Consider the following 24,408-nt stretch of genomic DNA (forward strand, 5'->3'; position numbering starts at 1 on the left):
CTTCGAACGGCAACCCTGCCATCCGACGGTGCACTCTTATGCAATCGCCGAACTGAACCCACGATGAACGATTCTGAACGGGGCCGTTCAGATTGCTCGGAATGGGGACCAAAAGGTTGATTTTACAACCGGAGAGGCCGCGTGGCTGTGATGGGGCGCCGCAGATGCAGCCAGTTAGGCCGCAACTCTGCAACCCGCTGACCGAGTCTCAGGTCCAGCTGTAGCGGCCGTTCTCGAACAGCAGCACCCTGCCCTGCCAGATTTCGGCGCTGGCGACTCGTTCTGCCGGCACGCCGCACAGGAGGTAGAGCAGCGCCCGGGCCACGCCCCCATGCGCGACCGCGACGCTGTCGCCCACGAGGCTGTCGGCGAAGGGCCGGACGCGCTCGGCCAGCATCGCATAGCTCTCGCCCGCCGGCGGCTGGTAGGCCCATTTGTCGGCGATGCGGTTGGCGGCCGCCTCGGGCAACGCCTTGCGGATTTCCTTCCATGTGCGCCCTTCCCAGTCGCCGAAGGAGATCTCCTTCAGGATCGGATCGAGCTCATACGCGAAGGGATCGAGGCCCAGGGCGCGGCGCGCGCGTTCGGCGGTGTCGCGGGTGCGCCCGAGCGGGCTCACACGCCAGGGAAGATCGCCCGCATGGGGCGCGATCAGGCCGAGCTTTCGCCCGGCCTCGGCCGCCTGGAAGCGGCCGCGCTCGTTGATGGGAATGTCCTGCTGGCCCTGCAGCCGGCCCTCGGCGTTCCAGTCCGTCTCGCCGTGGCGGATGAAAAAGAGCCGGTACGGATCGGGCATGCCCGATCAGGCCTTCTCGAGCGTGATGTCCGGCGCTTCGGGGTTCTTCATGCCGACGACGTGGTAGCCGGCGTCGACATGCAGGATCTCGCCAGTCATGCCGCGCGACATGTCGGACACCAGATAGGCGGCGGTCTCGCCGACTTCCTCGGTGGTGACGGTGCGGCGCAGGGGGGCGTTGTACTCGTTCCAGCGCAGGATGTAGCGGAAGTCGCCGATGCCGGAAGCGGCCAGCGTCTTGATCGGGCCGGCCGAGATGGCGTTGACGCGGATGTTCTTGGGGCCGAGATCGGCCGCCATGTAGCGCACGGACGCCTCGAGGGCCGCCTTGGCGACGCCCATGACGTTGTAGTGGGGCATCCACTTCTCGGCGCCGTAATAGGTCAGCGTCAGCATCGAGCCGCCATTGTGCATCAGCTTCTCGGCCCGCTGCGCGACGGCGGTGAACGAGTAGCAGGAGATCAGCAGCGACTTGGTGAAGTTGGCCTCGCTGGTGTCGAGGTAGCGGCCGGTGAGCTCGTCCTTGTCCGAGAACGCGATGCAGTGGACGATGAAGTCGAGGCCGCCCCAGAGCTTGTCGACCTCGGCGAACACGCCGTCGATGCTCGCAGGGTCGGTGACGTCGCAATGGCCGACCACGGCCGCGCCGAGCTCCGCGGCAAGCGGACGCACCCGCTTCTCCAGCGCCTCGCCCTGGTAGGTGAAGGCCAGTTCGGCGCCGTGCTGGTGGACCGCGCGGGCGATGCCCCAGGCGATCGAACGGTTGTTGGCCACGCCCATCACGAGCCCGCGCTTGCCGGCGAGCAGGTTGGAAGCCCGGGTAATCTGTTCTGTCATGTCGACCATTCGAAATTCGGTGGGCGCTAAGCTGTAGAGGGCATCATTAGCCGAAGCCCCGAGTCAACGAAAGCGCTCCAACGCTTAAGGATGTGGGTCACCTGTGAAACACGCTTCGGTTGCGGACCCAGATGGTTCTTGCCAGCGGGGCCGTAACCATTTTGTCTGGGCCGTGGCGGGATGGTGGCATCTGCCAGCGTCGGTGCTATAAGCGCCGCCGCCGGGAACCGGCTAGGTTAAGCAGCACTGCCGCCGATCAACCCGATCGGGCATTGCTCCAGAGGCGAGGTCATCCGTGGGCGAGAGCGCGGCAGCGCAAGTTGCGGGGCACGGAAAAAGTCACGGACAGGGCAGCCTCGTCGGGCTGACGGTCGGCAGCATCGGAGTGGTGTACGGGGACATCGGCACGAGCCCCCTCTACGCCTTCCGGGAAGCGCTGCTGGCCGCCGTCGGCGCGCACAACCAGGCCGGAGCCCATCCGCTTGTTCCGCGCGACACGGTTCTGGGCGTGCTTTCGCTCATCGTCTGGGCGTTGCTCCTGGTCGTGACGGCGAAATACGTGCTGATCCTGCTGCGCGCCGACAACAACGGCGAAGGCGGGACGCTGTCGCTGATGGCGCTGGCGCAGCGCACGCTCACCAAGGGCCGCAGCTACATGCTGGCGCTCGGCGTGGTCGGCGCCTCCATGTTCTACGGCGACTCGGTGATCACGCCGGCGATCTCGGTGCTGTCCGCGGTCGAGGGCATGAAGCTCATCACGCCGGCGCTCGAGCACTATGTGGTTCCGATCACGATCGGCATCCTGGTGCTGCTGTTCGCCGTGCAGAGCCGCGGCACCGCCAAGGTGGCGGCCGCGTTCGGGCCGATCATGATCGCCTGGTTCGGCGTGCTGGCGCTCGGCGGCATCACGCATATCAGCGACGATCCCGGGGTCGTGCTGGCGCTGAACCCCGCCTGGGGCATGCAGTTTCTGGTGCAGCACAAGCTGATCGGCCTCGTCACGCTCGGCGCGGTGTTTCTGGCCGTCACGGGCGGAGAGGCGCTTTACGCCGATCTCGGCCATTTCGGCCGCCGTCCGATCCAGATCGCGTGGCTCGGGCTGGTGCTGCCGGCGCTGGTGATCAACTATTTCGGCCAGGGCGCGCTGGTGCTGTCCAACCCTCAGGCCATCGATAATCCGCTGTTCATGCTCTACCCGGACTGGGCGCTGATCCCGGTCGTCGGGTTGGCCACGGCCGCCACCATCATCGCCAGCCAGGCGGTGATCACCGGCGCCTTCTCGCTCACCCGGCAGGCGGTGCAGCTCGGACTGCTGCCGCGCATCGACATCCGCTACACGTCCGAGACGCATTCCGGCCAGATCTACATCCCCCGCATCAACACGCTGCTGCTGATGGGCGTGATCATCCTGGTGCTGCTGTTCCGCTCCTCCAGTTCGCTCGCGTCGGCCTATGGCATCGCGGTGACGACCACGATGGTGGTGGACGCGACGCTGGCCTTCATCGTCATCTGGCGGATGTGGCACTGGAAGCCCTGGGCGGCCGCCCTGCTGGTGGCGCCCTTCCTCTTGATCGACACCACCTTCCTGGCCGCGAACCTGCTGAAGCTGCTCGACGGCGCCTGGGCGCCGCTGGTGTTCGCGTCCTGCCTGATCCTGCTGATGGCGACGTGGCGCAAGGGCACGCGCATCCTGGCCGACAAGACTCGCCGGTCGGAAGTGCCGCTCGAGATGCTGGTGCGAAACCTGGAGAAGAAGCCGCCGCACCGCGTGCAGGGCACGGCCGTGTTCCTGACGAGCGACCCGGACTACGCGCCGACCGCCCTCCTCCACAATCTCAAGCACAACAAGATCCTGCACGACAAGAACGTGATCCTGACCGTATCCACGGCCGACACGCCGCGGGTGCGCGAGGAGGATCGGATCACGATCTCGCCCGTGAGCGAGCATTTCTCGCGGGTGAAGATGACGTTCGGCTACATGGAAAGCCCGAACGTGCCGCGCGGCCTCGCCATCGCGCGCAAGCTCGGCTGGACCTTCGACATCATGTCGACGTCCTTCTTCGTGTCGCGCCGGTCCATCAAGCCGGCGGCGCAGTCGGGCATGCCGCTGTGGCAGGACAAGCTGTTCATCGCGCTCGCCCGCAACGCCAGCGACGCCACGGACTTCTTCCAGATCCCGACCGGGCGCGTGGTGGAAGTCGGCACGCAGGTGACGGTCTAAATACAACCTGACGCGACGGATCACGCGAGAATCGCGCCTCCTTAACGATCGATTCACCCCGTTCGGCCAGTTTCGGTGGTGACGGACCGCGGCGGCATCCCCGCCCCGGTTCCACCACAAGCCCGCCACGGCGCGGCTGAAATGGGCTGCGACAAAGCGTCCATCCGCATCGCGAGCGGATGGGAACGGCAACGAGGAGATCATGCAGAACGCCACGCAACCGGCCGCCGCTGCGGCGCCGAAGACCCAGACCCCTCCCCCGGGGTCGGACGTGCAGTTCTATTCGCCCATCGGCATCCAGGCCGTCGCGGCCGCGGCGGCGCAGATGCGGCGCTCTTCGCCGGAGGCGTCGCGTGACGCCGCGAACCATCGCCGGGACATCCCGGCCGTGCTCCGGGACGACGACTTCGACGCCTGAGCCCGCGGCCGCCAAGCGCGGCCGTCGCCAGAAACACGAAAGCCGGCGGGTGAAACCGCCGGCTTTTTCGTTTTATTTCAGAAGAGCCGGTCTGAAGGCCGCCCCAATCCCCTCATCCTGAGGAACATCGCCTTTTGGCGATGTGTCTCGAAGGACGAGGGTGTCCAGTTCGCGCGCAGGTAAGAGCCCGCTGGATCCTTCGTCCTTCGAGACGCCAGGCTTGCGCCTGGCTCCTCAGGATGAGGGTGTTTGAGCAAAGGACCGAAGAGACGCAGCCGAGGCAGGCTTACTTCACCACCACCCGCGCGCCGACGGGGACGCGGTTGTAGAGGTCGACGACGTCGATGTTGCGCATGCGGATGCAGCCTGACGACACGGCCTTGCCGATCGTTTCCGGCTCGTTGGTGCCGTGGATGCGGTAGAGCGTGTCCTTGTTGCCCTCGAACAGGTAGAGGGCGCGCGCGCCGAGCGGGTTGTCCGGACCGCCCTTTGTGTGGTGGACATGCGGCCAGCGCTTGATCATCTCGGCCGGGGGGTTCCAGTCCGGCCACTCAGCCTTGCGCTGGATGGTGGCGACGCCGCTCCAGCCGAAGGCCTCGTTGCCGACCGCCACGCCATAGCGCAGCGCCTTGCCGTTCGGCTCGACGAGGTAGAGGAAGCGCGACTTGGTGTCGACCACGACGGTGCCGGGCGTCTCGCCGGTGGGATCGTCGATGCGGTAGCGCTCGAACGGCCGGTAGAGCTCGACGCTCGGCACCATGGCCATCCATTCGGCGTCCTTCGAGCTCACCTTCGGCTCCGGGATCGGCTCGTACCGGCATCCCGCCAGCACCAACGCGATTCCCATCGCCAGCAAAGACGTCCGCAGTCGCATCTCGATCCAATCCGATTCACGGCGCCGCCTGCGCCTTGTTGTTCGGGCGTACCAGATCAGAGCCGTTCTGGCTGTGGTCTCGTGGCCTCACCGCACGCGTTTGTGATCTCAGCAAGGCACGTTTCGGCGCTTTCGCCATGATCTGGCGCAACGGCAGGCCCCCATCATCGCAGGATGGACGGCGGCGGCGCGAGGGCCGAAGATGCCCGCAACCAGAACGCTCCGGGAGGCGCCGTGTCCACTCTGTTGATTTCCCATCCGTGTTACGTCCAGCACCAGACCCCGATGGGGCATCCCGAACGGCCAGACCGGATCAGGGCCGTGGAGCGCATCCTCGAGCACGAGCGCTTCCAGCCGCTGCTGCGCGAATCCGCGCCGGAGGCCACGGTCGAGCAGCTCTGCCTTGCGCATCCGGAGGAGTATGTCCGCGCCTTGGAGGAAGCCGCCCCCAAGGACGGCATGCTGCAGCTCGACGCGGACACCACCATGTCGCCGGGCACGTGGGAGGCCGCGATCCGCGGCGTCGGCGGCGCGATCATGGCGGTCGACGAGGTGATGACCGGCAAGGTCCGCAACGCTTTTTCGGCGTCCCGGCCGCCCGGCCACCATGCCGAGAAAACCCGCGCGATGGGGTTCTGCTTCTTCAACAACGCCGCCGTGGCGGCCCGCTACGCCCGGTCGGCGCACGGGGCGGAGCGCGTCGCCGTGGTGGATTGGGACGTGCACCACGGCAACGGCACGCAGGACATCTTCTGGGACGATCCCAGCGTGATGTACTGCTCCACGCACGAGATGCCGCTCTACCCTGGCACGGGCGCGACCAACGAGCGGGGCGAGCACGACACCATCGTCAACGCGCCGTTGCGGGCCGGCGACGGCGGCTCGGAGTTCCGGGAGGCGATGGAGGTCGCGATCCTGCCGCGGCTGGAGGCGTTCCGGCCGGACCTGATCATCATCTCGGCCGGGTTCGACGCGCATGTGCGCGATCCGCTGGCCAACCTGAACCTCGTAGAGGCGGACTATGGCTGGGCCACCGCGCAGCTGATGGACCAGGCTGACCGCTATGCGGGCGGGCGCGTGGTGTCGCTGCTGGAGGGCGGCTACGACCTGGAAGGGCTCGCCCGCTCCACGGCCGCTCACGTGATGACGCTGATGCGGGGCGGCTGACCCTGCACACGCACGAAAAAGCCGCCCGGGCTGACCCGGGCGGCTCCATCGAGGCGAAAGCGCCTTACTGGTTGGTCTGGTTGCCGCCCTTGGGCTGGAGCCGGCCGTTGCCCTGGAGCTTGATGTCGCCGCTGCTGGGCGACGTTCCAATCGAGCCCGTCGTGTCGGTGGAGTTGGCGCCGACGCCGCCAGAGCCCGCCGGGGCGCCCGAGTTCGAGGCCGCCGAGCCGCCCGCGCCGCCGCCGACGCCCGTGCCTACGCCCGCAGCGCCGTTGCCGGTGACGCCGCCGGTCGAGCCGACGCCGCCCGTCCCCACGCCGCCCGCATTGGAGCCGTTCACCCCGCCGCCGCCGCCGGCCGATCCGCCGCCGCCGCCCGCCGAACCGGCGTTGCCGCCGCCCGCGCCGTCATTCGCGGCCGCATAGGCCAGCGGAGCTGCGGTCATGGCGCCAAGGGCCAGGGCGAAAGCCGTAATGGTCAAGTTAGTCTTGCGCATGTGGTTCTCCTGTCTCGTGGCAACCCAACGCGGCCTGACAGCGGATGTTCCGATTTGGCGCGTTCTTTTCCAGTGTAGTTGGACACCGTCACTCGCCGTTCACTGAAATATGAAGCGGCTTAACTTTGGTTGTGCGTATTCCACAGCCTGACCTTGGCAAGTAGACTGAAGTATGCTTCCTTTCGCCGCATCCGGGGATGGGACGATGCAGTCGACGACAGCCAAGCAGATCGAGCGGGCCGAGAAGAGCCTGCAGCGAATGATCGAGTGGATCGGGAGGCACGACTCGCGCAGTTCGGCCGTGCTGGGCATCGCGATCGCGATGACGGGCGCGCTGTCGGCGTCGATCCCGGCGCTCTCGCAATGGAACTGGCGCTACGCCCTCGTGCTCGCGGCGGCGGCGATCGCCCTGCTGGCGGCGCTGGCGGAGTTGCTGCGCGGCCAGTTTCCGCGCATGCGGGCCACGCCCTCGTGGTTCTTCTTCGGGACCATCGCGAACCACCCCTTCGAGGAGTACCACCTCAAGGTGCGCGAGCTCAGCGACGAGGACTATCTGGAAGACGTCCTGCGCCAGTGTCACACCAACGCGCGCATCCTGAGGTCGAAGTTTCGGTCGCTGAAGCGCTCGATCCTGGCGCTGCTGTGCGCGGCGCTGCCGTGGGCGGCCGCCCTTGGAATGGGCAAGGGGTTCTGATCCCTGCCCGTCGCGCAGGCGCCGCCGATCAGGCAGCCGGAGCCGACTTCGCGCGCTTGCCGTTGCGGATGGGCGTGGGGGCGACGGCCGGAGCCTTGGGCGGCGCGATCTTGTCGGTGTGCTTGCGCGCATAGCGCACCAGTTTCTTGAGCGCCTTGCGCTCGTCGCCGAGCGCCTCGAGCTGAGCCTTGAACCGCTCCAGCCCCTCGTCGGTCGCCAGCACGGTGGCGACCTCGTCGACGGCTCCGCCACGCGCCAGAACGGCAGAGTATTCGCGGGTGGTCCGCGCCTTCTCGTAGGCTTCCTGCAGCTCCGAGAATCGCTTGCGCGCTTTTTCGCTCATGGCGGGTGAACTCCGTCCAGCCTCTGAATTGGGCAGAACGGTACTGAGGCGGATTGTCACAATCCAGTCGCAAACCGGCTGAATGCGATCCGCAGTTGCGCCGCTGGGTGCGAAATCCCGCTTGATCGCGGGGGCTTAGCGTCTAGTCTGGCACAACAAATGCCAGTGCGGGGTTCCCGCCCAACGAGTGCATGTGGATGTCGCCAGCCCCCGGGTCGCCCCAGCCCGCCGAGCCGTCTGCCGTTCTCTCCGTCAAAGGCCTGAGCATCGCGGTCCACGGCCGTGAGCGCTCCACGACGCTGGTGGAAGACGTTTCCTTCTCGCTCGCGGCGGGCCGCACGCTTTGCCTCGTGGGTGAAAGCGGCTGCGGCAAGAGCCTGACCTCGCTCGCCATCATGGGCCTCCTGGCCTCCCCGCCGCTCACGATCACGCAGGGCGAGATCCTGTTCGAGGGCCGCGACCTGCGCGGGCTCGACACCCGCGAGCGGGCGGACCTGCGCGGCGACCGCATGACGATGATCTTCCAGGAGCCGATGACGTCGCTGAACCCGGCCTTCACGATCGGCGACCAGATCGCCGAGGTGGTGACGCGGCACCGCGACGTCACGCCCGAGCAGGCCAGCGGGGTCGCGCTGGAAATGCTCAGGAAAGTGCGCATTCCCGCGCCCGAGAAGCGGCTCGGCGAGTTCCCGCACCAGCTCTCGGGCGGCATGCGCCAGCGCATCATGATCGCGATGGCGCTGGCCAATGCGCCGCGCCTGCTGATCGCGGACGAGCCCACCACGGCGCTGGACGTCACCATCCAGGCGCAGATCCTGTCGCTGGTGCGCCAGCTCCAGCGGGAGACCGGCTCGGCCATGCTGCTGATCACGCATGATCTCGGCGTGGTCGCCGAAGTCGCGGACGACGTGGCGGTGATGTATGCGGGCCGGGTGGTGGAGCGCGCGCCGGTCGACAAGATCTTCGACGATCCGCAGCACCCCTACACGATCGGGCTGATGGGCTCCCTGCCCTCGCTCACCGGCCGCGACGAGCGGCTGGCCACCATCCCGGGCAGCGTGCCCGCGCCCGAGCGCATGCCGAAAGGCTGCCGCTTCGCGCCGCGCTGCCCCTTCCGCATCGAGGCCTGCGACGCCGCCCAGCCTCCCCTGATCGAGGTGGCGGCGGGCCACGAGGCCGCCTGCATTCGCGCGCCGCTCGAACTGCACGTCACGGAGGCCGCGTGAGCGCCATCCTGCAGGCCGAGGGCCTGAAGAAATACTTCAAGACCGGCGGAGGGCTGTTCAGCCAGGCCACCGTGGTGCGGGCCGTCGATGACGTGTCGTTCTCGGTCGAGAAAGGCGAGACCCTCGCGATCGTGGGCGAGTCCGGCTGCGGCAAGTCCACGGTCGGGCGCATGCTGATGCGGCTGATCGAACCGACCGCCGGAACGGTCCGGTTCGAAGGCCAGGACCTCGGCGGCCTGGGCGAAACCGGCCTGCGCAAGCTGCGCGGCGACATGCAGATGGTGTTCCAGGACCCATTCTCTTCGCTGAACCCGCGCATGACGGTGGCCGACATCGTCGGCGAGCCGCTCTGGCTCCATGGCCAGGGCTCCACCCGCGAGCGGCGCGAGAAGACGCTGGAGCTGCTGCGCACCGTCGGGCTGCGGCCGGACCTCGCCGATCGCTTCCCGCACGAGTTCTCGGGCGGCCAGCGCCAGCGCATCGGCATCGCGCGCGCCTTGGCGAGTTCGCCGCGGCTGGTGATCGGCGACGAGCCCGTGTCCGCGCTTGACGTATCGATTCAGGCTCAGGTCATCAACCTGCTGGAAGACCTCAAGGAACGCTTCGCGCTGACGCTGATCATCATCGCGCACGACCTCGCGGTGATCCGGCACATGAGCGACCGCGTGATCGTGATGTATCTCGGCTCCATCGTGGAGGTCGCCCCCACGGCGGCGCTCTACGCCGAGCCGCTGCACCCCTACACGCGGGCGCTGTTGAGCGCGATCCCGCTCCCCATCCCGGGCCACCGCGCCGAGCGCAAGCTGCTGGAAGGCGACATCCCGAGCCCGGCCAATCCGCCATCCGGCTGCCGCTTCCACACCCGCTGCCCCTATGCGCAGAAGCGCTGCACGGACGAGATTCCGTTGCTCCGCGACGCGGGCGGGCGCACCGTGGCGTGCCATTTCTACGAAGACCTGCCGCCCGAAACGGCGGGCCGGGCCCTTGGCCCCGCCGATAGCCCCGCCAAGGCGAAGCGGCTGGCGCTCTACAAAGATCACCGCCGGCGCCAGGACGCCGTCGTGACGGAGAAAGCTTCCGCAAGCATGACGGAAGCGGGAAACAGGGGAAGATGATGAGCAAGACCGCCTATCGCCAGAGGCTCACGGGCCTCGTCTCCGCCACGGCCCTCGCGGCCGGGCTCGTCGCCTTCGCGGGCGCCGCGCAGGCGCAGCAGTCGCTGCGCATCGGCCTCGCCGAGGATGCGGACGTGATGGACCCGCACCAGGCCCGCACCTTCGTGGGCCGCATCGTCTTCACGTCGCTCTGCGACAAGCTCGTGGACGTGACGCCGGACCTGAAATTCGTGCCGCGCCTCGCCACCTCGTGGGAGTGGGCGCCGGACAACAAGTCCCTCACCTTCAAGCTGCGCAGCGGCGTGAAATTCCACGACGGCGAGCCCTTCGACGCCGAAGCGGTGAAGTTCAACATCGAGCGCGCCCAGACGCTGCCGGAGTCGCGCCGCAAGAGCGAGATCTCGTCGGTGTCCTCCGTCGAGGTCATCGACCCGATGACCGTGAAGCTCGTGATGAAGCAGCCGGACGTGACCGTGCTGGCGCAGCTCTCCGACCGCGCCGGCATGATGGTGTCGCCGAAGGCCGCCAAGGAGCTCGGCGCGAACCTCGGCACGAAGCCGGTCTGCTCGGGCCCTTACAAGTTCGTTGAGCGCGTCCAGAACGACCGCATCGTGCTGGAGCGCTTCGCCGACTACTGGAACAAGCAGGCCTTCTCGTTCGACAAGATCACGTTCCTGCCGATCCCCGACTCCACCGTGCGGCTCGCGAACCTGCGCTCCGGCGACCTCGACATGATCGAGCGGCTGGAGCCCACCGACGTGAAGACCGCCAAGGCGGACGCGAACCTGACCACGACCTCGGCGGTCGGCCTCGGCTATCAGGCCATAAACATCAACGTCGCCAACGGCGACCGGGCCAAGACGCCCATCGGCCAGGACGCTCGCGTGCGCCAGGCCTTCGAGCTGACGCTGGATCGCGACGCGATCAACCAGGTGGTGTTCGAGGGCCAGTTCAGCCCCGGGAACCAGTATTTCTCGCCCAAGAACTTCTACTACACGGCCGGCGTGCCGATCCCGGCGCGCAACGTCGACAAAGCCAAGGCGCTGCTGAAGGAAGCCGGCGTGACCCCGCCGGTGAAGTTCGAGGTCACCATGTCCAACAGCCCGCGCTCGCAGGCCGTGATGCAGGTGGTGCAGTCCATGGCGGCGGAGGCCGGCTTCGACATTTCGCTGCGGGCCACCGAGTTCGCCACGATGCTGAACGAGGGCACCAAGGGCAACTTCGCCGCGAATCAGTATGGCTGGTCCGGCCGGCCCGATCCGGACGGCAACATCCACGCCTTCGTGACCTGCAAGGGCAATTTGAACGACTGGAAGTACTGTAATCCGGAGATCGACAAGGTCTTGGACGAGGCCCGCACGCTCTCGGACGTGAACGAGCGCAAGAAGCGCTACGACGCGGCCGAGACGATCCTCGCCAAGGACCTGCCGATCATCGTGATCTATCACGAGAGCTGGATCTGGGGCGTGAAGAAGAGCGTCACCGGCTTCCAGCCCCACCCGGACGGCATGATCCGCCTCGAGAACGTGAAGAAATCGTGAGCCTGACGGTTCTTTGCACTGTCTTCGCGCGCCCCTTCTCCCCCCGGGAGAAGGCAGCCGCGGAGCGGCCGGATGAGGGACTGACGGCCAGTGTCCCTCCCCATCATTGCGAGCGCAGCGAAGCAATCCAGGCGGTCGGCGTCGGGCTCGATGACCTGCCTCTGGATTGCTTCGTCGCTCCGCTCCTCGCAATGACGAGTGTACGGGACCAACACGCATGCTGAGCTTCATCGGGCGGCGCATCCTGATCGCGATCCCGACCATCATCCTGGTCTCGATCTTCGTGTTCACGCTGCAGAAACTGCTGCCTGGCGATCCCATTCTGGTGCTGGCCGGCGAGGAGCGCGATCCGGCCGTGATCGAGCTCCTGCGCGAGAAGTACCGGCTCAACGATCCGCTGCCGGTGCAGTACATCGCCTGGGCCGGGCAGGCCCTGCAGGGCAATCTCGGCATGTCGCTGCGCACGGGCGTGCCGGTGTTGCAGCTCATCAAGGACAAGCTGCCCGTGACCCTGCAACTCGCCGCCATGGCGATGAGCTTCGCGCTGCTGATCGGCATTCCGGCCGGCGTGATGGCGGCGGTGCGCAAGGGAAGCGCCTGGGACTATGGGGCCACCGCGCTGGCGCTGTGGGGACTATCGATCCCAAACTTCTTTCTCGGCATCCTGCTGATCTTCCTGATCTCGGTGCAGCTGAACTGGCTGCCGGCCTCCGGCTACGTGCCGCCCAGCGAGAGCCTGTCGCAGAACCTGAAGACCATGATCATGCCGGCCTTCGTGCTCGGCAACGCGCTGGCGGCCTCCATGATGCGCCACACCCGCAGCGCCATGCTGGGCGTGCTGAAGCAGGACTATGTCCGCACCGCGCGGGCCAAGGGTCTGCTGGAGCCGCGCGTGATCCTGAAGCATGCGCTGCGCAACGCGCTGATCCCGGTGGTGACCATCGGCACGCTGCTGTTTGGCGAGTTGCTGGCCGGCGCCGTGCTGACCGAGCAGATCTTCACCATCCCGGGCTTCGGCAAGCTGATCGTGGACGCCGTGTTCAACCGGGACTACGCGGTGGTGCAGGGCGTCGTTCTGTGCACCGCCATCGGATATATCGGCCTGAACCTGCTGGCGGACGTGCTCTATGTCGTCCTCAACCCCCGCCTGAGGGCCCGCTGATGACGCTCGCGCTCGACACGGCCGAACAGGCCGCCGTTCCGGCCCCGCGCAGCCGCGTCTGGGGCAAGCTCTTGCGCAACCGCTCGGCGCTGATCGGCGGAACCGTCGTGGTCGCCTTCGCGCTGATCGCATTCCTGGGGCCGCTCGTGATGGCGGCCGACCCGATCAAGACGTCGTGGTCGCTGGTGCGCAAGGCGCCCTCCTGGCTGAACTGGTTCGGCACGGACGACCTCGGCCGGGACGTGTTCGCCCGCGTGGTTTACGGCGCGCGCGCCTCGCTGCTCGCCGGCATCGTGTCGGTGACCATCGCGGTATCGATCGGCGGGCCGCTGGGGCTGATCGCCGGCTATTTCGGCGGCTGGATCGACGCCATCATATCGCGCTGCACGGAGGCGATGCTCGCCTGCCCGTTCCTGATCCTCGCCATCGCGCTCGGCAGCGTGCTGGGGGCCAGCCTCACCAACGCGATGATCGCGATCGGCATCGCGGCCGCGCCGATCTTCACCCGCCTGACGCGGGCGCAGACGCTGGCGGTGAAAACCGAGGACTATGTGGAAGGCGCCCGCGCGATCGGGCTGCCGGACCGCTGGATCCTGGCGAAATATATCGTTCCCAACATCTTCGCGCCCATTCTCGTCCAGGCGACGCTGATCATCGCGCAGGCGATCATCGCGGAGGCGAGCCTGTCGTTTCTCGGGCTCGGCCAGCAACCGCCCGCGCCGAGCTGGGGGTCGATGCTGAACACGGGCAAGAACTTCCTGCAGCAGGGGCAGTGGTGGATGTCGATGTTCCCGGGCGTCGGGATCTTTTTGACCGTGCTCGGCTTCAATCTGCTCGGCGACGGGTTGCGCGACGCCCTCGATCCGCGCGAAACATGATTTTTAGCCCCCCGAAAACTTAGGCGTACCTCCTCATGTTCACCACCCGCCCCGAGATTTTGGGGACATTCGGCGTCGTCACCTCCACGCACTGGATCGCCTCGGCGGTCGGCATGGCGGTTCTGGAAAAGGGCGGCAACGCCTTCGACGCCTGCGCGGCGAGCGCCTTCGTGCTGCAGATCGTGGAGCCGCATCTGTGCGGGCCGGCCGGCGAGGCGCCGGCGATCTTCTATTCCAAGCGCACCGGCAAGGTGGAGGTGCTGTGCAGCCAGGGCGTGACGCCGGCCGCCGCCACCATCGAGGAATACAAGCGCCGCGGGCTCGACATGATCCCGGGCTCCGGCCTCCTCGCCACCGTGGTGCCGGGCGCCTTCGACGGCTGGATGCTGCTCCTGCGCGAGCACGGCTCGCTGCCGCTGCGCGACATCCTCGCGCCGGCGATCGGCTACGCCCGCGACGGCCACCCGATGCTGCCGCGCGTCGCGGACGCGATCGCCGCGCAGGCGGAGTTCTTCACCAAGGAATGGCCGACCTCGGCCGCGACCTGGCTGCCGGGGGGCTCGCCCCCCAAGGCGCGGGCGCTGTTTCGCAATCCCATGCTGGCCATCACGTATGACCGCATCCTGACGGAGGCCGAGAGCGCCGGGGGCGACCGCGTGGCGCAGATCGAGGCGGCGCGCCACTCGTTCATGAAGGGGTTCGTGGCCGAGGCGATCGACCGCTTTTGCCGCACCACCGAGGTGATGGACGCCAGCGGCCAGCGCAATGGCGCGGTGCTGACCGGCCAGGACATGGCCGAGTGGCAAGCGAGCTTCGACGAGCCGCAGACCTATGACTACCACGGCTGGACGGTGTGCAAGCAGCGGCCCTGGGGTCAGGGTCCTGCCCTGCTGCAGTCGCTGTCGCTGCTGAAGGGCTTCGACATCGGCAAGATGTACCCGACTGGGCCGGACTACATCCACACCGTCGTGGAGGCCATGAAGCTCGCCTATGCGGACCGCGAGGCCTATTACGGCGACCCCGATTTCCACGACGTGCCGATCGACCGGCTGCTTTCGGACGCACACGCCGATGAGCGCCGCAACCTGATCGGCGACACGGCCTCGATGGAGCTGCGCCCCTCCGTGCTGCCCGGCTTCGAGGAGCAGGTGCGGCGCACGCTGGAGAACCTGGCGCGCACACGCGGCCACGGCACCGGCGTCGGCGCGGGCGAGCCCACGATGGCGCACCTCAAGACCGCCAAGCGCGGCGACACGGTGCATATCGACGTGATCGACCGGTGGGGCAACATGATCTCGGCCACGCCCTCGGGCGGCTGGCTGCAATCCTCGCCCGTGATCCCGGAGCTCGGTTTCCCGCTGAACTCGCGCGCCCAGATGTTCTGGCTCGAGCCCGGCCTGCCGACGAGCCTGGAGCCGCGCAAGCGCCCACGCACCACGCTGACGCCCTCGCTGGCGCTGGAGGACGGCCGCCCCGCGCTGGTGTTCGGCACGCCGGGCGGCGACCAGCAGGACCAGTGGCAGCTCTCGCTGTTCCTGCGCCGGGTGCATCACGGCTTGAACCTGCAGGAGGCGATCGACCTGCCGCTGTTCCACACCGGGCATTTCCCGTCGTCGTTCTACCCGCGCGAGGCGCGGCCCGGCCATCTTATGGTGGAATCCACGGTCGGCGAGGCCACCATCGCGGAGCTGCGCCGGCGCGGCCACGCGCTGGAAGTCGCCGAGCCCTGGACGGTGGGCCGGCTTACGGCCGCCGAGAAGGACGACGCCGGCCTCCTCCACGCCGCCGCGACCCCGCGCCTGATGCAGGCCTACGCGATCGGCCGCTGAGCGCCTCGCCGTCATTGCGAGCCGGAGGCGAAGCAATCCAGTCTAGAGGCTGGGCCTTAAGCCCTACGCCCGGCCTCTGGATTGCTTCGCTGCGCTCGCAATGACGGCAGGGTGGCGCAACGGTCGCGCCCCTCGCCGTCATCCCCGGCGACCTGCGCAGCAGGTTGGGAAGGGGATCCAGGGGTGAGCGCCTTTGCCCCTGGATCCGCTTCCCGGCGCTTCGCGCCGCCGGGGTCGACGGAGAGAACGAGCCCTAGAGCTTCAGATCCACCCAGATCGGTACGTGGTCGGAGGGCTTCTCCCAGGCGCGGACGTGCTTGTCGACAACGCAGGTCTGCAGCTTGTCGGCGGCCTGCGGCGACAGGAGCAGGTGGTCGATGCGGATGCCGTTGTTCCGCTGCCAGGCGCCCGCCTGGTAGTCCCAGAACGTGTACTGGCCGTCGCGGTCGTCGCAGGCCCGGAAGGCATCCGTGAAGCCGAGCGCCAGCAGCTCGCGGAACTTGGCGCGCGTGCGGGGCAAAAACAGCGCGTCGGTCTCCCAGGCGGCCGGGTTGTGCACGTCGCGCGCGGTCGGGATGACGTTGTAGTCGCCGGCCAGCACCAGGGGCTCCTCCAGCGCCAGCAACCCCTGCGCGTGGGCGGTGAGCCGATCCATCCAGGCGAGCTTGTAGTCGTATTTCTCGGTCTGGGGCGGATTGCCGTTGGGCAGGTAGATCGACGCCACCCGCACCGCGCCCGATTCGGTCGGGATCTCGGCCTCGATGTAGCGGGACTGCACATCCTCGTCGCCGCCCGGCAGGCCGCGCATCACCTCGAACGGGCGCTTCGACAGGATGGCGACGCCATTATAGGTCTTCTGCCCATGCGTGGCGACGTTGTAGCCCAGCGCCTCGATCTCGGCCGCCGGAAACGCCTCGTCGACACATTTGATCTCCTGCAGGCAGACCACGTCCGGATCGCACTGCTTCAGCCAGTCGACGAGATGGCCGATCCTGGCCTTGACCGAATTGACGTTCCAGGTGGCGATGCGCATGCAGGGCTCCGTCGATGCTGGGTGCAGGTTTCGCATCGCGGCGGCATGGAGGCAATCCGGGCTTTGCGGGCCGGAGCACGGGAGAGACGCGGAGCATGCCCACCTGGTTCGTCACCGGCCACGCAATCGTCTCGGATGACGATTGCATCGCGGACGCGCAGGGCCGCATGCCGGCCGCCCTGCGCAACGAGGCCGACTGGGCGCTGTTCCAGGCCGAGCTCGACCGCTCGGACCTGACCGTGCTCGGGCGGCTCGGCCACGAGGCGCACGGCAATCCCAAGCGCCGGCCACGCATGGTCGTCTCGGCCGCCGCCGCCGGGCTGGAGCGCCGCGCCGATGCGTGGTGGTGGAACCCCGCCGAGGTGGATTGGCCGGAAGCGGCGTCCCGCGTCCTCCCGGCCGGCGGGCGGATCGCGGTGCCGGGCGGCCAGGGCGTGTTCGACCTTTTCCTGCGGCTCGGCTACGACGCCTTTCACCTCACGCGGGCGATCGGGGTGCGCGTGCCGGGTGGACGCCGGCTGTTCGGGACGGCGGCCCCAAGCGAAACAGCCGAATCCGTGCTGGCGCGCCATGGCCTCGCGGCCGGCCCCGCGCAGGTGATCGACCCGGCCGGTCCGGTGATCCTGACGGATTGGCGGCGAGGCTGATGCGCCGCATGTATGCTCCCTGCCGAGCCATCCGAATCGAACCATGCGCCCTGCCCTGCTAAATCCGCTTTTCGCGCCCGTCGCGACACTCCCCGGCGTCGGGCCGAAGATGGCGCTGCTGTTCGACATACTGCTCGGCGAGCCGGGCCGCGGCGCGCGCGTGCTCGACCTCCTGTTCCACCTGCCGCACGGCGTCATCGACCGCAGCGCCAAGCCGCGCATCGTCGAGGCGCCGCTCGACACGATCGTGACGCTGGAGGTCACCGTCGAGGAGCATCGCCCGCCGCCGCCGAACAGGCGCAACGGGCCCTACCGGGTCATCGCATCGGACGGCACCGGCGACGTCGCGCTGGTGTTCTTTCACGCCAGCCAGCGGCGCATGGAGCAGCTGCTGCCGCTGGGTGAAAAGCGCTGGATCTCCGGCAAGCTGGAGCAGTGGGACGGGCGGCTGCAAATGGTGCATCCCGACCGCGTCGTGGACGCCGCCGGGCTCGCCGCCATGCCGGCCTTCGAGCCCGTCTACGGCCTAACGGCTGGCCTTGGCCCTCGCGTGGTCGCCAAGGCGGCCGCGGCGGCGCTGGAAAACCTGCCCGAGCTGCCAGAATGGCAGGACGAGGCCTGGATGCGGGCGCGCCGCCTGCCCACCTTCGGTCACGCGCTCGGTGACCTCCACCGGCCGATCTCGGCCGCCGCGCTGGCGGCGGACGTCAAGGCCAGGCAGCGGCTCGCCTATGACGAGTTGCTGGCGAGCCAGCTCGCGCTGCTGCTGGCCCGCCAGCACATGAAGAAGGCCGCCGGCCGCTCGCAGGTCGGCGACGGCCGCATTGCGGGCCGCATCCTGGCCGCCCTGCCCTTCTCGCTCACGGGCGCGCAGACGGCCGCGCTGGAGGACATCCGCCGCGATCTCGCGACGCCCGAACGCATGCTGCGGCTGCTGCAGGGCGACGTCGGATCGGGCAAGACCGTAGTGGCGCTGCTCGCCATGGCGAGCGTGGTGGAGGCCGGGCGGCAGGCGGCCCTGATGGCCCCCACCGAGATCCTGTCACGCCAGCACTACGAGAAGCTGAAGCCGCTGGCCGAAGCCGCCGGGCTGCGCACCGCGCTGCTGACGGGCCGCGACAAGGGCACGAGCCGACGCACCACCCTGGAGGCGCTGGCGGCCGGGGACATCGACATCCTGTTCGGCACGCATGCGCTGTTTCAGGAGGAGGTCGCCTTTGCGGATCTCGGCATGGCGGTGGTGGACGAGCAGCATCGCTTCGGCGTGCACCAGCGCCTCGCTTTGTCGCGCAAGGGCGAGGCCGTGGACGTGCTGGTGATGACCGCCACTCCCATTCCGCGCACGCTGGTGCTGTCCTATTTCGGCGACATGGACGTCTCGGTGCTGCGCGAGAAGCCGGCCGGCCGCCAGCCCATCGACACCCGCATCGTGCCGCTCGACCGGCTGGACGAGGTGGTGGCCGGCGTCGGCCGGGCGATCGAAACAGGCGCGCAGGCCTATTGGGTGTGCCCGCTCGTGGAGGAGAACGAGGAGCTCGACCTCGCCGCCGCCCAGGAGCGCTTCGAGACGCTGACCCGCATTTTCGGGCCGCGCGTCGGGCTCGTGCACGGCCAGATGAAGGGCAAGGAGAAGGACGCCGCCATGGCGGCCTTCGCGGCGGGCGAAACCTCCGTGCTGGTCGCCACCACGGTGATCGAGGTCGGCGTGGACGTGCCGAACGCCACCATCATGGTGATCGAGCACGCCGAGCAGTTCGGCCTGGCGCAGTTGCACCAGCTGCGTGGCCGCGTCGGCCGGGGCTCCGGCAAATCGAGCTGCCTGCTGCTGTATCGCGGCCCGCTCGGCGAAGTCGCCAAGGCGCGGCTGGAAACCATGCGCCGCACCGAGGACGGCTTCGAGATCGCCGAGGAAGACCTGAAGCTGCGCGGCGAAGGCGACGTGCTGGGCACGCGCCAGTCCGGCATGCCCGGTTTTCGCCTCGCCATCCCGGAGCTGCACGGCGAGCTGCTGCAGGCCGCTCGCGACGACGCCAAGCTGGCGCTCGCGACGGACCCGGACCTCGCCGGCGACCGCGGCCAGGCCCTCCGCGTGCTGCTCTATCTGTTCGAACGCGACGCCGCGATCCGGCTGCTCCGGGCGGGGTAAGGCGCGCGGCCTTCGTCAACTCAGTATTTTAAGGCTCGACTCTCTCCGTCATCCCCGGCGGCGCGAAGCGCCGGGAAGGGGATCCAGCGGTGAGCGCCTTTGCCCCTGGATCCCCTTCCCGACCTGCTCCGCAGGTCGCCGGGGATGACGGCCCATCCAGTCGGACGCTTGCTTTCAACGTTGAGGCCACCCTCCCGTTATTGCGAGCGAAGCGAAGCAATCCAGAGGTGCGGCGTCGAGCTTCATGCCCGGCGCCTGGATTGCCGCGTCGCTGCGCTCCTCGCAATGACGGGGAGGATTCCGGGCTCATCCCGACCTGCTCCGCAGGTCGCCGGATGAAGGCCCATCCAGTCGGACGCTTGCTTTCAACGTTGAGGCCACCCTCCCGGCATTGCGAGCGCAGCGAAGCAATCCAGGGGCCCGGCGTCGAGCTCCATGCCCGGCGCCTGGATTGCCGCGTCGCTGCGCTCCTCGCAATGACGGGGAGGATTTCAGGCCGAGCGGCCGTACACGTCCGTGATGCGGACGATGTCGTCCTCGCCCGTGTAGCTGCCGACCTGGACCTCGATCAGCTCCAGCGGGATCTTGCCCGGGTTGGTGAGGCGGTGGACGCAGCCGAGCGGCAGGTAGACGGACTCGTTTTCCTGCAGCAGCAGGACCTCAGCGTCGCGCGTGACCTCGGCGGTGCCGCGCACCACGACCCAGTGCTCGGCCCGGTGGAAGTGCTTCTGCAGCGACAGCTGGGCGCCGGGGCGCACCATGATGCGCTTCACCTGGAAACGCGTTCCGATGTCGACGCGCTGGTACCAGCCCCAGGGGCGGTGCATGCGCAGGTGCTCGGTCGCCTCGGCGTGGCCGGAAGCCTTCAGGCTCTCGACGAGATCCTTGACCTGCGGCGAGGCGGCACGACTCGTCACCAGCACGGCGTCCTGGGTGGTGACCACCACCACGTCGTCCAGTCCGAGAACCGCCGTCAGCATGCCTTCGCTGTGCACAAGGCTGTTGTTGGCGTTGCGCACATGGACGTTGCCGGAGAGCGAGTTGCCGTTGGCGTCGCGCTCGGAATTGGCCAGCACGGCGTCCCATTCGCCGAGGTCCGACCAGCGGAACGACACAGGGAGAACGGCGGCCTTGCGGGTGTGCTCCAGAACCGCGTAGTCGATCGACTTCTTGGGCGCGGCCGCAAAGGCCTCGGGGGCGAGGCGCAGGAAATCGAGGTCGCGGGTGGCTTGGGCGACAGCCGCCTCGGCGGCGCGGCGCATGTCGGGCGCGAACTGGCTCAACTCGTCCAGCATCACGTCGGCGCGGAACAGGAAGTTGCCGCTGTTCCAGAGATAACCCTGCTCGACATAGGTCTTGGCCGTGGCGAGATCGGGCTTCTCGACGAAAGCCTCCACGGCAAGCGCGCCGCCCGAACCGGTGGCCCGCGACGGGCGGATATAGCCATAGCCGGTGGCCGGGCCGGTGGGCGCGACGCCCAGCGTCATGATGAACCCGTCCTGCGCGCCCTTGGCGGCTTCCATGCAGGCGGCCGTGAATTCTGCGGCGTCCGGGATGAGATGGTCGGACGGCAGGATCAGGACGAGACCGCGCTTGTGGCGGGCGCCCGCCAGAACGGCCGCGACCGCGACGGCGGGGCCCGAGTCACGGGGCGACGGCTCCAGCACGATCTCGGCCTGCGTGTCGATCTCGCGCAGCTGCTCGGCGACCACGAAGCGGAACTCGTCGCTGGTGACCATGATGGGGGCCGCGAAGCAGTTCGCATCGGACACGCGCTTGACCGTGTCCTGGAACATCGAGAGCGGGCCGGTGAGCGGAATGAACTGCTTTGGCATGCATTTGCGCGACGCAGGCCACAGACGGGTGCCAGACCCTCCACACAGAATGACGGGTGTGATCAACGCGTCGGAAACGGCCTGCGGCATGACGATCTCTCTTGCAATGGTCGCGGTCGAACGCCGCTTTCGGCCGGACGATAGGCTCGAATTCTCTGGAATTCGTTTCGGCTTATTGGACAAGATGCACCTAAAGCCTACGTCTATTGGGGGCGTCTACTGCGCAGCTTCGAGCGGCGCCTCCGCCTCCGGGACATGCCGGCGAGTCTTCGCGGCTTCGGCGAGCTTGGCGAGGCGACGCTGGCCGTCGGGCTGGATCAGGCCGGCCGACATGATCAGCTTGGCGCCCTCGTCCACCGAGATGGATAGCTCGATCACCTCGGCGCGCGGCAGGTAAAAGAAGAAGCCGGTGGTCGGGTTTGGAGTGCACGGCATGAACACGGCGACATGTTCGTCGCGTCCCGGCATGCTCTCGGCCAGCTCGCCCTGCGGCGGGGTTGAGAGAAACACGATCGACCACATGCCCTTGGCCGGGAACTGCACGAGGCCGACGGTGCGGAACGAGGTGCCGGACTGCGAGAACACGGTCTCGAAGATCTGCTTCACGCTCTTGTAGAGCCCGCGCACGACCGGCATTCGTCCGAGCAGCGTCTCGCCGAAATCCAGCAGCGAGCGGCCGACAAGGTTGGCGGTAAGGAAGCCCAGCAGCGTCAGCCCGAACAGCGCGACAATGAGGCCAAAGCCCGGGATCGGGTATTTCAGATAGGTCTCGGGCAGGTAGGCGACCGGGATGAACGGCTTCACCCAGCCGTCCACCAGGTTGATGAACCACCAGGTGATGTAGGCCGTGATAGCCAGCGGCCCGGCCACCACGATGCCGGTGAGGAAATAAGCTCGCAGCCGATGCCGCGCCGTTCGTTTCGGCGGCGGAACGGGCGCGATGAAGGGCGACGCCGCCAGGCTCGGCTCGGGGGTCTTGGCCGGCTGGGTGGTCATGCGAACGGTTTCTCCTGCGCCAATGCGTCGCCGCATCCTGCGAAATGGCGGCCGATTGCGCAATGCACAAGAGCGGGGCTTGGACGGGCGCAGGTGCGGCGGCGGCGTTGAAGAGCTCCCCGTCATCCCCGGCGGCGCGGAGCGCCGGGAGGGGATCCAGGGGTGAGCGCGGCCGCTCTGGATCCACTTCCCGACCTACTGCGCAGGTCCCGGGGATGACGGCGAGCAGGAGGGCGAACGGGAACTGGATCGGGCCCGCCGCTACTCCACGGTGACCGACTTGGCCAGGTTGCGCGGCTGGTCGACGTCCTTGCCGAGCGCGACGGCGGCGTAATAGGCGAGGAGCTGCACCGGGACCGCGTAAACGATCGGGGCGAAGTCCGGCCCCATGGCGGGCATCACCACGCTCTCCAGCCCGGAGAGGCCGGACTCGGCGGCCGCGTGCTCGTCCGAGATCAGCACGATGCGGCCGCCGCGCGCGGCGACTTCCTGCATGTTGGAAACGGTTTTCTCGTAGATGGCGTCGCGCGGCGCGATCACGATCACCGGCATGGTCTCGTCGATCAGCGCGATGGGGCCGTGCTTCAGCTCGCCGGCCGCATAGGCCTCGGCGTGAATATAGGAGATCTCCTTGAGCTTCAGCGCGCCTTCCAGCGCCATCGGGTAGCTGGTGCCGCGGCCGAGATAGAGCACGTCCGTGACCTTGGAGATGTCGCGCGCCACCTGCTCGATCGCGGGCTCATGCTTGAGTGCATCGGCCATCAGGCCGGGCGTGGCGATGAGCTCGGTGACGAGGCGCAGGCCCTCGGCTTCCGACAGCGTGCCGCGCTCCAGGCCGGCCGCCACCGCCAGGCAGGCCAGCACGGTGAGCTGGCACGTGAACGCCTTGGTGGAGGCGACGCCGACCTCGACGCCCGCCAGCGTGGGCGCGACCACGTCGCTTTCGCGCGCGATCGAGGAGGTCGGGACGTTGACGACGGAGAGGATCTTCTGGCCGTTCTCCTTGGCGTAGCGCAGGCTGGCCAGCGTGTCGGCCGTTTCGCCGGACTGCGAGATGAACAGCGCCAGCCCGTTCTTGGGCAAGGGCGCCTCGCGGTAGCGGAACTCGGAGGCGACGTCGATCTCCACCGGCAGGCGGGCGAAGCGCTCGAACCAGTATTTGCCGATTATGCCCGCGATATAGGCGGTGCCGCAGGCCGTGATCGTGATGCGGTCGAGATCGCGCCAGCTGAACGGCGTCTCGAACGGCAGGCGCACGCGCCCGGTCGCCATGTCCATGTAGTGGGCCAGCGTGCGGCCGACTACTTCAGGCTGCTCGTGGATCTCCTTGGCCATGAAGTGCTTGTGCGAGCCCTTGTCGACCAGGAAGGCTCCGGCCGCGCTCTTTAGCTTGGCGCGGGTGACGACGCGGTTGTTCTCGTCGCGGATCTCGGCGCCGTCGCGGCGCAGGATCACCCAGTCGCCCTCTTCCAGATAGGTGATGGTGTCCGTGAAGGGCGCGAGCGCCAGGGCGTCGGATCCGAGATACATCTCGCCCTCCCCCCAGCCGATCGCCAGCGGCGCGCCGCGGCGGGCGCCGATCAGCAGGTCCTCCTCGCCCTCGAACACGAAGCCGAGCGCGAAAGCGCCGCGGAACCGGCGCAGCGAGGCCGCAACGGCCGCGATGGGGTCGTTGGTGCGGCGCATCTCGCGGGTGACGTACTGGGCGACGACCTCGGTGTCGGTCTCGGACTCGAACCGGACGCCGTCGGCCTCGAGCTCGGCGCGCAGCTCGCGGAAATTCTCGATTATGCCGTTGTGCACCACCGCGAGCTTGTTGGTGGCGTGGGGATGGGCGTTGCGCTCCGTGGGCTTGCCATGCGTGGCCCAGCGCGTGTGGCCGATGCCGATGAGCCCGTCCAGCGGCTGCTCGCGCAGGCGCGCTTCCAGGTTGCGCAGCTTGCCCTCGGCGCGGCGGCGCTCGAGATGGCCGTGCTCCAGCGTGGCGACGCCGGCGGAGTCATATCCCCGGTATTCCAGGCGCTTCAGCCCGTCCACGATCATGGAGGCGACCGGCGTTGTTCCCAGAATTCCGACGATGCCGCACATATGGCTGCTCCATGCCCGTTGACCCTGCGCCGAGGCTTAAGCTCTCGGCCCGCGTCGCGCAAAATC

Annotated in this window: 21 protein-coding genes; 12 read left to right on the plus strand and 9 right to left on the minus strand. The window is 68.1% G+C overall.

The genetic code is table 11. The annotated features are described in order from the left end of the window. Positions 1 to 208: 208 nt before the first annotated feature. Both AC1DSZ_RS11165 and fabI read right to left on the minus strand, forming a co-directional pair. Positions 209 to 796: a histidine phosphatase family protein gene (locus tag AC1DSZ_RS11165; RefSeq protein ID WP_476838434.1), complete on the minus strand. Its 588-nt coding sequence runs from the start codon at positions 794 to 796 to the stop codon at positions 209 to 211. Between the two features lie 6 nt (positions 797 to 802). Continuing rightward, positions 803 to 1,633 carry an enoyl-ACP reductase FabI gene (fabI, locus tag AC1DSZ_RS11170; protein WP_476838435.1) on the minus strand — a complete coding sequence of 277 codons (831 nt, stop codon included), beginning with the start codon at positions 1,631 to 1,633 and terminating at the stop codon, positions 803 to 805. Positions 1,634 to 1,997: 364 nt separating this feature from the next. Here fabI and AC1DSZ_RS11175 point away from each other — a divergent pair, with 364 nt between their 5' ends. Together AC1DSZ_RS11175 and AC1DSZ_RS11180 are read left to right on the plus strand one after the other, a co-directional pair. After that, positions 1,998 to 3,854 carry a potassium transporter Kup gene (locus AC1DSZ_RS11175; RefSeq protein WP_476838496.1) on the plus strand — a complete coding sequence of 619 codons (1,857 nt, stop codon included), beginning with the start codon at positions 1,998 to 2,000 and terminating at the stop codon, positions 3,852 to 3,854. A 202-nt stretch (positions 3,855 to 4,056) separates the two neighbouring features. Next, positions 4,057 to 4,272 (plus strand): hypothetical protein, encoded by a 216-nt coding sequence (locus AC1DSZ_RS11180; protein ID WP_476838436.1) that lies wholly within the window; start codon positions 4,057 to 4,059, stop codon positions 4,270 to 4,272. A 286-nt stretch (positions 4,273 to 4,558) separates the two neighbouring features. On the opposite strand, the gene AC1DSZ_RS11185 is transcribed toward AC1DSZ_RS11180, so the two are convergent. After that, complete coding sequence (locus tag AC1DSZ_RS11185) at positions 4,559 to 5,146, minus strand: L,D-transpeptidase (RefSeq protein WP_476838437.1); 588 nt, start codon at positions 5,144 to 5,146, stop codon at positions 4,559 to 4,561. A 234-nt stretch (positions 5,147 to 5,380) separates the two neighbouring features. Here AC1DSZ_RS11185 and AC1DSZ_RS11190 point away from each other — a divergent pair, with 234 nt between their 5' ends. Then, positions 5,381 to 6,313: a histone deacetylase family protein gene (locus tag AC1DSZ_RS11190; protein ID WP_476838438.1), complete on the plus strand. Its 933-nt coding sequence runs from the start codon at positions 5,381 to 5,383 to the stop codon at positions 6,311 to 6,313. A 64-nt stretch (positions 6,314 to 6,377) separates the two neighbouring features. Here the strand turns inward: AC1DSZ_RS11190 and AC1DSZ_RS11195 are convergent, their stop codons facing one another. Further along, the gene (locus AC1DSZ_RS11195; RefSeq protein ID WP_476838439.1) at positions 6,378 to 6,809 is read right to left on the minus strand and encodes a hypothetical protein; all 432 of its coding nucleotides are present in this window, start codon (positions 6,807 to 6,809) and stop codon (positions 6,378 to 6,380) included. A 205-nt stretch (positions 6,810 to 7,014) separates the two neighbouring features. Here AC1DSZ_RS11195 and AC1DSZ_RS11200 point away from each other — a divergent pair, with 205 nt between their 5' ends. Beyond that, entirely contained in the window at positions 7,015 to 7,503 is a 489-nt protein-coding gene (locus AC1DSZ_RS11200) for a Pycsar system effector family protein (RefSeq protein ID WP_476838440.1), read from the plus strand. Positions 7,504 to 7,531: 28 nt separating this feature from the next. On the opposite strand, the gene AC1DSZ_RS11205 is transcribed toward AC1DSZ_RS11200, so the two are convergent. Further along, positions 7,532 to 7,846, minus strand: a complete 315-nt coding sequence (locus AC1DSZ_RS11205; RefSeq protein WP_476838441.1) for a hypothetical protein — start codon at positions 7,844 to 7,846, stop codon at positions 7,532 to 7,534. A gap of 197 nt (positions 7,847 to 8,043) precedes the next feature. On the opposite strand from AC1DSZ_RS11205, the gene AC1DSZ_RS11210 reads away from it, so the two are divergent. The 6 genes from AC1DSZ_RS11210 to AC1DSZ_RS11235 all read left to right on the plus strand — a co-directional run bounded on the left by AC1DSZ_RS11210 (position 8,044) and on the right by AC1DSZ_RS11235 (position 15,597). Next, the gene (locus tag AC1DSZ_RS11210) at positions 8,044 to 9,072 is read left to right on the plus strand and encodes an ABC transporter ATP-binding protein (RefSeq protein ID WP_476838442.1); all 1,029 of its coding nucleotides are present in this window, start codon (positions 8,044 to 8,046) and stop codon (positions 9,070 to 9,072) included. Beyond that, positions 9,069 to 10,187: an ABC transporter ATP-binding protein gene (locus tag AC1DSZ_RS11215; RefSeq protein ID WP_476838443.1), complete on the plus strand. Its 1,119-nt coding sequence runs from the start codon at positions 9,069 to 9,071 to the stop codon at positions 10,185 to 10,187. Before AC1DSZ_RS11210 ends, AC1DSZ_RS11215 begins: the two co-directional genes overlap by 4 nt. Continuing rightward, positions 10,187 to 11,728 (plus strand): ABC transporter substrate-binding protein, encoded by a 1,542-nt coding sequence (locus AC1DSZ_RS11220; RefSeq protein WP_476838444.1) that lies wholly within the window; start codon positions 10,187 to 10,189, stop codon positions 11,726 to 11,728. The genes AC1DSZ_RS11215 and AC1DSZ_RS11220 overlap by 1 nt, the downstream gene beginning before the upstream one ends. Before the next feature lie 217 nt (positions 11,729 to 11,945). After that, a complete protein-coding gene (locus tag AC1DSZ_RS11225; RefSeq protein ID WP_476838445.1) occupies positions 11,946 to 12,890 on the plus strand; it encodes an ABC transporter permease in 945 nt (314 codons plus the stop codon). Continuing rightward, positions 12,890 to 13,768, plus strand: coding sequence for an ABC transporter permease (locus tag AC1DSZ_RS11230; RefSeq protein ID WP_476838446.1), 879 nt, complete (start codon positions 12,890 to 12,892; stop codon positions 13,766 to 13,768). Before AC1DSZ_RS11225 ends, AC1DSZ_RS11230 begins: the two co-directional genes overlap by 1 nt. Positions 13,769 to 13,803: 35 nt before the next feature. Continuing rightward, a complete protein-coding gene (locus AC1DSZ_RS11235; protein ID WP_476838447.1) occupies positions 13,804 to 15,597 on the plus strand; it encodes a gamma-glutamyltransferase family protein in 1,794 nt (597 codons plus the stop codon). Between the two features lie 253 nt (positions 15,598 to 15,850). Here AC1DSZ_RS11235 and xth read toward each other — a convergent pair whose 3' ends face one another. Continuing rightward, positions 15,851 to 16,630 (minus strand): exodeoxyribonuclease III, encoded by a 780-nt coding sequence (gene xth / locus AC1DSZ_RS11240; protein WP_476838448.1) that lies wholly within the window; start codon positions 16,628 to 16,630, stop codon positions 15,851 to 15,853. Between the two features lie 95 nt (positions 16,631 to 16,725). On the opposite strand from xth, the gene AC1DSZ_RS11245 reads away from it, so the two are divergent. Beyond that, positions 16,726 to 17,277, plus strand: coding sequence for a dihydrofolate reductase family protein (locus AC1DSZ_RS11245; protein ID WP_476838449.1), 552 nt, complete (start codon positions 16,726 to 16,728; stop codon positions 17,275 to 17,277). 43 nt (positions 17,278 to 17,320) lie between these two features. After that, a complete protein-coding gene (recG, locus tag AC1DSZ_RS11250) occupies positions 17,321 to 19,423 on the plus strand; it encodes an ATP-dependent DNA helicase RecG (RefSeq protein WP_476838450.1) in 2,103 nt (700 codons plus the stop codon). 491 nt (positions 19,424 to 19,914) lie between these two features. On the opposite strand, the gene AC1DSZ_RS11255 is transcribed toward recG, so the two are convergent. The 3 genes from AC1DSZ_RS11255 to glmS form a co-directional block, all read right to left on the minus strand. Beyond that, positions 19,915 to 21,348 carry a mannose-1-phosphate guanylyltransferase/mannose-6-phosphate isomerase gene (locus AC1DSZ_RS11255; protein WP_476838451.1) on the minus strand — a complete coding sequence of 478 codons (1,434 nt, stop codon included), beginning with the start codon at positions 21,346 to 21,348 and terminating at the stop codon, positions 19,915 to 19,917. Between the two features lie 126 nt (positions 21,349 to 21,474). Beyond that, complete coding sequence (locus tag AC1DSZ_RS11260) at positions 21,475 to 22,254, minus strand: DUF502 domain-containing protein (protein ID WP_476838452.1); 780 nt, start codon at positions 22,252 to 22,254, stop codon at positions 21,475 to 21,477. Positions 22,255 to 22,515: 261 nt separating this feature from the next. Beyond that, positions 22,516 to 24,342: a glutamine--fructose-6-phosphate transaminase (isomerizing) gene (glmS, locus tag AC1DSZ_RS11265; RefSeq protein WP_476838453.1), complete on the minus strand. Its 1,827-nt coding sequence runs from the start codon at positions 24,340 to 24,342 to the stop codon at positions 22,516 to 22,518. Positions 24,343 to 24,408: the final 66 nt, after the last annotated feature.

It is taken from the genome of Alsobacter sp. P4_H11, from assembly GCF_056400925.1.